Genomic DNA, 4,581 nt, shown 5'->3' with positions numbered 1-4,581 from the left:
GGAGGGGGCGGAGGGTGCGGCGGGCATGTCGACCGAGAGGACAGGGTTGGTCATGACCCGTTCCTTTGCTGACCGTGACAAATTGAGGGCTCAAACACCTGCGGGCCGTATCGTCACACGTACCCGCAGGTAGGTAAGGGCTCTTCCGGAACCTGCCGTTTCCCTCGGTAACGGACCGACTCCACGTCCCGGTCACGCATCCCGCGTAGACCTGCCGTGTCGAACCGGGCATACCGGGCCTGAAACGGACGATTGCCTTCCGCGCTCCTTCCGTCGCGCCGGCCGCGGCGCGTACGCAGTGTGGTGGACATCACCAGGCGGGCATATGCGCGAGGGTGCAGTTATGTGATTCGGGGCACCGGAGCGGAGTCGTGTGATTACGCTCGGCCACGTACCGACGTCAACGCCGCCCGGCGTTCCGACCTGGGGGTGCCCGCATGCCCAACGTTCGCCAACTGGACCCCAGCGCCTCTCCTTTGGACTACTTCGGCTTCGAGCTGCGCCGCCAGCGGGAGAAGGCGGGGCTGACACTGAAGGAGCTGGGCTCGTCGATCTTCTGCACGGGGTCACTGGTGGGCCAGATCGAGACGGCCCACAAGATCCCGCAACGGGAGTTCGCCGAACGGTGCGATGCGGCGCTGATGACGGACGGGACGTTCTCGCGGTTGGTGGGGCTGGTGCTGAGGAGCCAGCTGCCGTCGTGGTTCCAGGCGTATGCGGAGATGGAGGCGAGGGCCGCGTACATCTCCACGTATCAAGCGCAGTTGGTGTACGGGCTCTTCCAGACCCAGGCGTACGCGCGTGCCGTACTCGGTGTGGAGCACCAGGAAACGCTCGACGAGATGGTGGCCGCGCGAATGGAGCGCCAGCGCATCCTGAAGCGGGAGAAGCCTCCGGTCCTGTGGGCGGTGTTGGACGAGGCCGTCCTGTACCGGGAGATCGGCGGACGGGAGGTCATGCGGGAGCAACTCGCCTATCTGCTGAGCCTCTTCGGACGGCCCTGGTTGGAGCTCCAGGTGCTGCCGTTCTCGGCGGGACAGCACTCCAGCTTGATGGGCTCGTTCAACCTTCTGCGCTTCGACGACGACCCCGACCTGCACTACTGCGAGAGCTACGACCAGGGGCACATGACGGCTAATCCGCAGGTGATCAGGGAACGTTCCTTCGGATACGCTCGCTTGCAGGCTGAGGCCCTCTCCCCGAGGGACTCAGCGGCACTGATTGCTCGCGTGATGGAGGAGCGTTATGGGGAGCAGCCTGGACCTGACGCACGTCCAGTGGCGTAAGTCGTCCTACAGCGGCAGCAGCGGCGGCGACTGCGTAGAAGTCGCCCCCCTGACCCCACACATCGCCGTCCGCGACTCCAAGAACCCCCGCGGCGGCACCCTCATCCTCTCGCCGGAGGCCTACTCCGCCTTCGTGGAGCACCTCTCCGCGCCGTAGCGCCGAGAGGTGCTGGAGACGGTCAGTTGGGCCGCACCGCGTTCGCCGCGGTGACAAGCGCGGCCACCGCCAACAGAGCGGCAGCGACAGGGCGGGCGTGGCGGGTGAGCAGGTGTCGGAGCACGGCGACCTCGCAGGGGAAGCGGGGGCAACGGTGGCTGGTCGACGACAGCACCGGACGACGACGCCGGTGGCCTCAGCAGCGAATTAAGCGTGTTTAACGCGTTGCTTAACGTAGGCGTTTTATGCTTCAACAGCAAGAGGCCCTGGGTGAGTCGCAGGAAAGCCAGAGCTCAACTCCCCTTACTGACATGCTTAGTTCATGTCAGCAACGGCCGAGCGCGACGAACCGGGAACCATTGGGCGCAGAGTTCAGCGACTGCGTGTGGAACGCGGACTGACCCAGAGGCAACTGGCCGAGCCGGCCTACACGCCCGCGTACATCTCCACCGTGGAGGCCGGGCGCGTACGCGCCTCCGACGAGGCGCTCACCCATATCGCGGAGCGGCTCGGTATCGCCTACGAGGAACTGGCGACCGGGCGCCCCGCCCATCTCGCCACCGATCTGCGATTACGCCTCACCGACGCCCAGCGCACCCTCGCGACCGGCGAGGCCTCGGTGGCCGCGGAGCAGTACGCGGCGCTCCTGGGGGAGGCCGAGACGCACGGACTCGTCGCCGAACAGGCCGTCGCGCTCCTCGGGCTCGGCGAATGCGCGCTGACGACGGGCGATCTGGCGGCCGGGCTGCGGTACTTCGAGCGGTCGGAGGAGGTGCTCGGCGACGCGCCGCTGCCGGTCAGGGCACCGGCCCTCCGCGGCCGGGCGGTCGCCCACTACCTCGCCGGGGAACTCCGTTACGCCTGCTACTTACTCGAGTCGACCATCGACGAGCTCAACCGCGGCGGTCTGCACGACCCGGACGCGCTGCTCCTGCTCTACGCCAGCGCCATCGGTCCCTACATGGACATGGGCGCGCACGCGCGGGCGGCGAAGGCGGCCGACATCGCCCTGTCCCTCGCGCCGCAGGTACGGGACCCGGCACTGGTGGCCCGTATGCACCGCCAGGTCGCGCGCACGCTGATCGCCGAGGGCCGCGTCGCCGAGGCCGACGCCTCCCTGGTCAAGGCGGCCGAGCTCTACCGCCAGCTCCAGATCCGTACCGAACTCGCCAACTGCCACTGGATGCGCGGGTACCTGCACGCGCAGAACGGTGAACTGGTGCGCGCGGAGGGCGAGTTGCGCGAGGCACTGGTCATGCACTCCGGCCGGAACGCCGCGCTGTACAGCAGCCAGGTGACCGTGGAACTGGCCGACGTCCTGCACCGGCTCGGCAAGTCCAAGGAGGCCGCCGAGCTGCTCCGCGAGGTCATCGGGGAGCTGTCGCCGGAGCGCGGCGCCGTCCACTCCGCCGCCGCGCACCGTCTGCTCGGCATCATCGCGGAGGACGCGCGGGACACCGAGACCGCCGAGGAGCACTACGTACGGGCGCTCAGCCTGCTGGAGCGCGCGGGCGCGGCGGGCGACCTGGCCGACCTGTGCCGTCTCCTCGGGGACCTCCTGCGCCGTACGGGCCGGGTGGAGGCGGCGCTGGACGCGTACCGGACGGGACTCGGGCACCGTACGGTCCCCGGGACGACGACCCTGGGACCGGCGCCGGCACATCCCCCGCTCTGAGGAACCACACGTGGTGCACAGATCCGCCGGATAATCTGCGGGGCGTAGCCGCGGTACGTGTGTGCGGCAGGTCCGTGGAAGAAGCAGGGCGGAAGCAAGGCGCGTGGACAACCAGCGAAGTGTGCGGAGTGTGGCCGACGGCGTGCGCCTTGCCGCGCGTGCCCTCGTGTACACCGTCCTCGGCGGCCTCGCCCTCATCGCCATCGCCACGGTCGTCTCGGTCCTCGGGCCCATGGTCGCGCTGGACCTGGCCACCCCCGCGATGGCCGCCTGGTGGACGGTCTTCACGGCCGTGGTCGTCCAGGGCGTGCCCTTCCTGTTGCTGGGCACGCTGGTGTCGGCGGCGATCGGCGCCTTCGTACCGGAACGGGTCTTCAACCGCCTGCTGCCCCGCAACCCCGTGCTCGCCGTACCCGTGGCGGGGGCCGCGGGCGTCGTACTGCCGGGGTGCGAGTGCGCGTCCGTACCGGTCGCCGGAAGCCTGATGCGCCGGGGGGTCGTGCCCGCGGCCGCCCTCGCCTTCCTGCTCTCCGCTCCCGCGATCAACCCGGTGGTGCTGGTCGCCACGTCCATCGCGTTCCCGGGTCAGCCGCTGATGGTGGCGGCCCGGCTGGTCGCCTCGCTCGCCACGGCGGTGGTGATGGGCTGGCTGTGGGTGCGGTTCGGGAAGGACGAGTGGCTGCGGCCACGCCTTCCGAAGCCGGGCAGGGCCCCGGCGAGGACACCTTCCCGCCGGTCCCGCCGGTCCCGCTGGTCCCGCTGGGACGACTTCCGGTCGGGGCTGCAGCACGACTTCCTGCACGCGGGCGGGTTCCTGGTGGTGGGCGCGGCAGCGGCGGCGACGTTCAACATCCTCGTACCGCGTTCCGTCCTCGACGTCTTCACGGGCTCGCCCTGGCTGTCCGTCCTCCTCCTCGCCGTGCTCGCCGTCGTGCTGTGCGTGTGCAGCGAGGCGGACGCCTTCGTCGCGGCCTCCCTGAGCGGCTTCTCCCCCACCGCACGGCTGGCCTTCATGGTGGTGGGCCCGATGGTGGACCTGAAGCTGTTCGCCCTGCAGGCGGGCACGTTCGGCCGGTCCTTCGCCGTACGGTTCTCCTCCGCCACCTGGCTCGTGGCCGTGACCAGCAGCGTTCTGGTGGGGTGGTGGCTCCTGTGAGGCGTTACGGTCCCGCGGTGCTGTTGCTGCTGTGCGGCGCGGCGATCCTGCGTATCTCGCTCCTCAGCGAGCTGTATCTGCGGTACGTCCAGCCGGGGCTGCGGCCGTTCCTGATCGCTTCCGGGGTGCTGCTGGTGGTGCTGGGGGTGCTGGCCGGGGTCAGGAACGCGCGGGTGCGGGAGGAGGACCACGACGGCGGTGAGGGGTATGACGGCGGTGAGAGGCATGACGGCGGTGAGAGGCATGACGGCGGTGAGGGGCATGACCATGAGGGGCACGGTCACCCGCACACGGGCGGTCCCCGGGT

4 protein-coding genes and 1 pseudogene are annotated in these 4,581 nt (G+C 69.7%); all 5 read left to right on the top strand.

Going from position 1 to position 4,581, the window contains the following annotated elements; genetic code table 11:
• Positions 1 to 437: 437 nt before the first annotated feature.
• Entirely contained in the window at positions 438 to 1,286 is an 849-nt protein-coding gene (locus FNH04_RS41820; RefSeq protein WP_152791469.1) for a helix-turn-helix domain-containing protein, read from the top strand.
• Positions 1,246 to 1,443 (top strand): DUF397 domain-containing protein, encoded by a 198-nt coding sequence (locus tag FNH04_RS41815; protein WP_152791468.1) that lies wholly within the window; start codon positions 1,246 to 1,248, stop codon positions 1,441 to 1,443. Before FNH04_RS41820 ends, FNH04_RS41815 begins: the two co-directional genes overlap by 41 nt.
• 322 nt (positions 1,444 to 1,765) lie before the next feature.
• Complete coding sequence (locus tag FNH04_RS41810; RefSeq protein WP_152791467.1) at positions 1,766 to 3,118, top strand: helix-turn-helix domain-containing protein; 1,353 nt, start codon at positions 1,766 to 1,768, stop codon at positions 3,116 to 3,118.
• Positions 3,119 to 3,221: 103 nt separating this feature from the next.
• Positions 3,222 to 4,274 carry a permease gene (locus FNH04_RS41805; protein ID WP_322725402.1) on the top strand — a complete coding sequence of 351 codons (1,053 nt, stop codon included), beginning with the start codon at positions 3,222 to 3,224 and terminating at the stop codon, positions 4,272 to 4,274.
• Positions 4,271 to 4,581: pseudogene (locus tag FNH04_RS48300) on the top strand (TIGR03943 family putative permease subunit); the annotation flags it as partial. The gene FNH04_RS41805 and the pseudogene FNH04_RS48300, both read left to right, overlap by 4 nt.

The sequence above is a fragment of the Streptomyces phyllanthi genome (assembly GCF_009377205.1).
GTDB lineage: Bacteria > Actinomycetota > Actinomycetes > Streptomycetales > Streptomycetaceae > Streptomyces > Streptomyces phyllanthi.
This window is presented reverse-complemented; position numbering and strand designations above follow the sequence as displayed.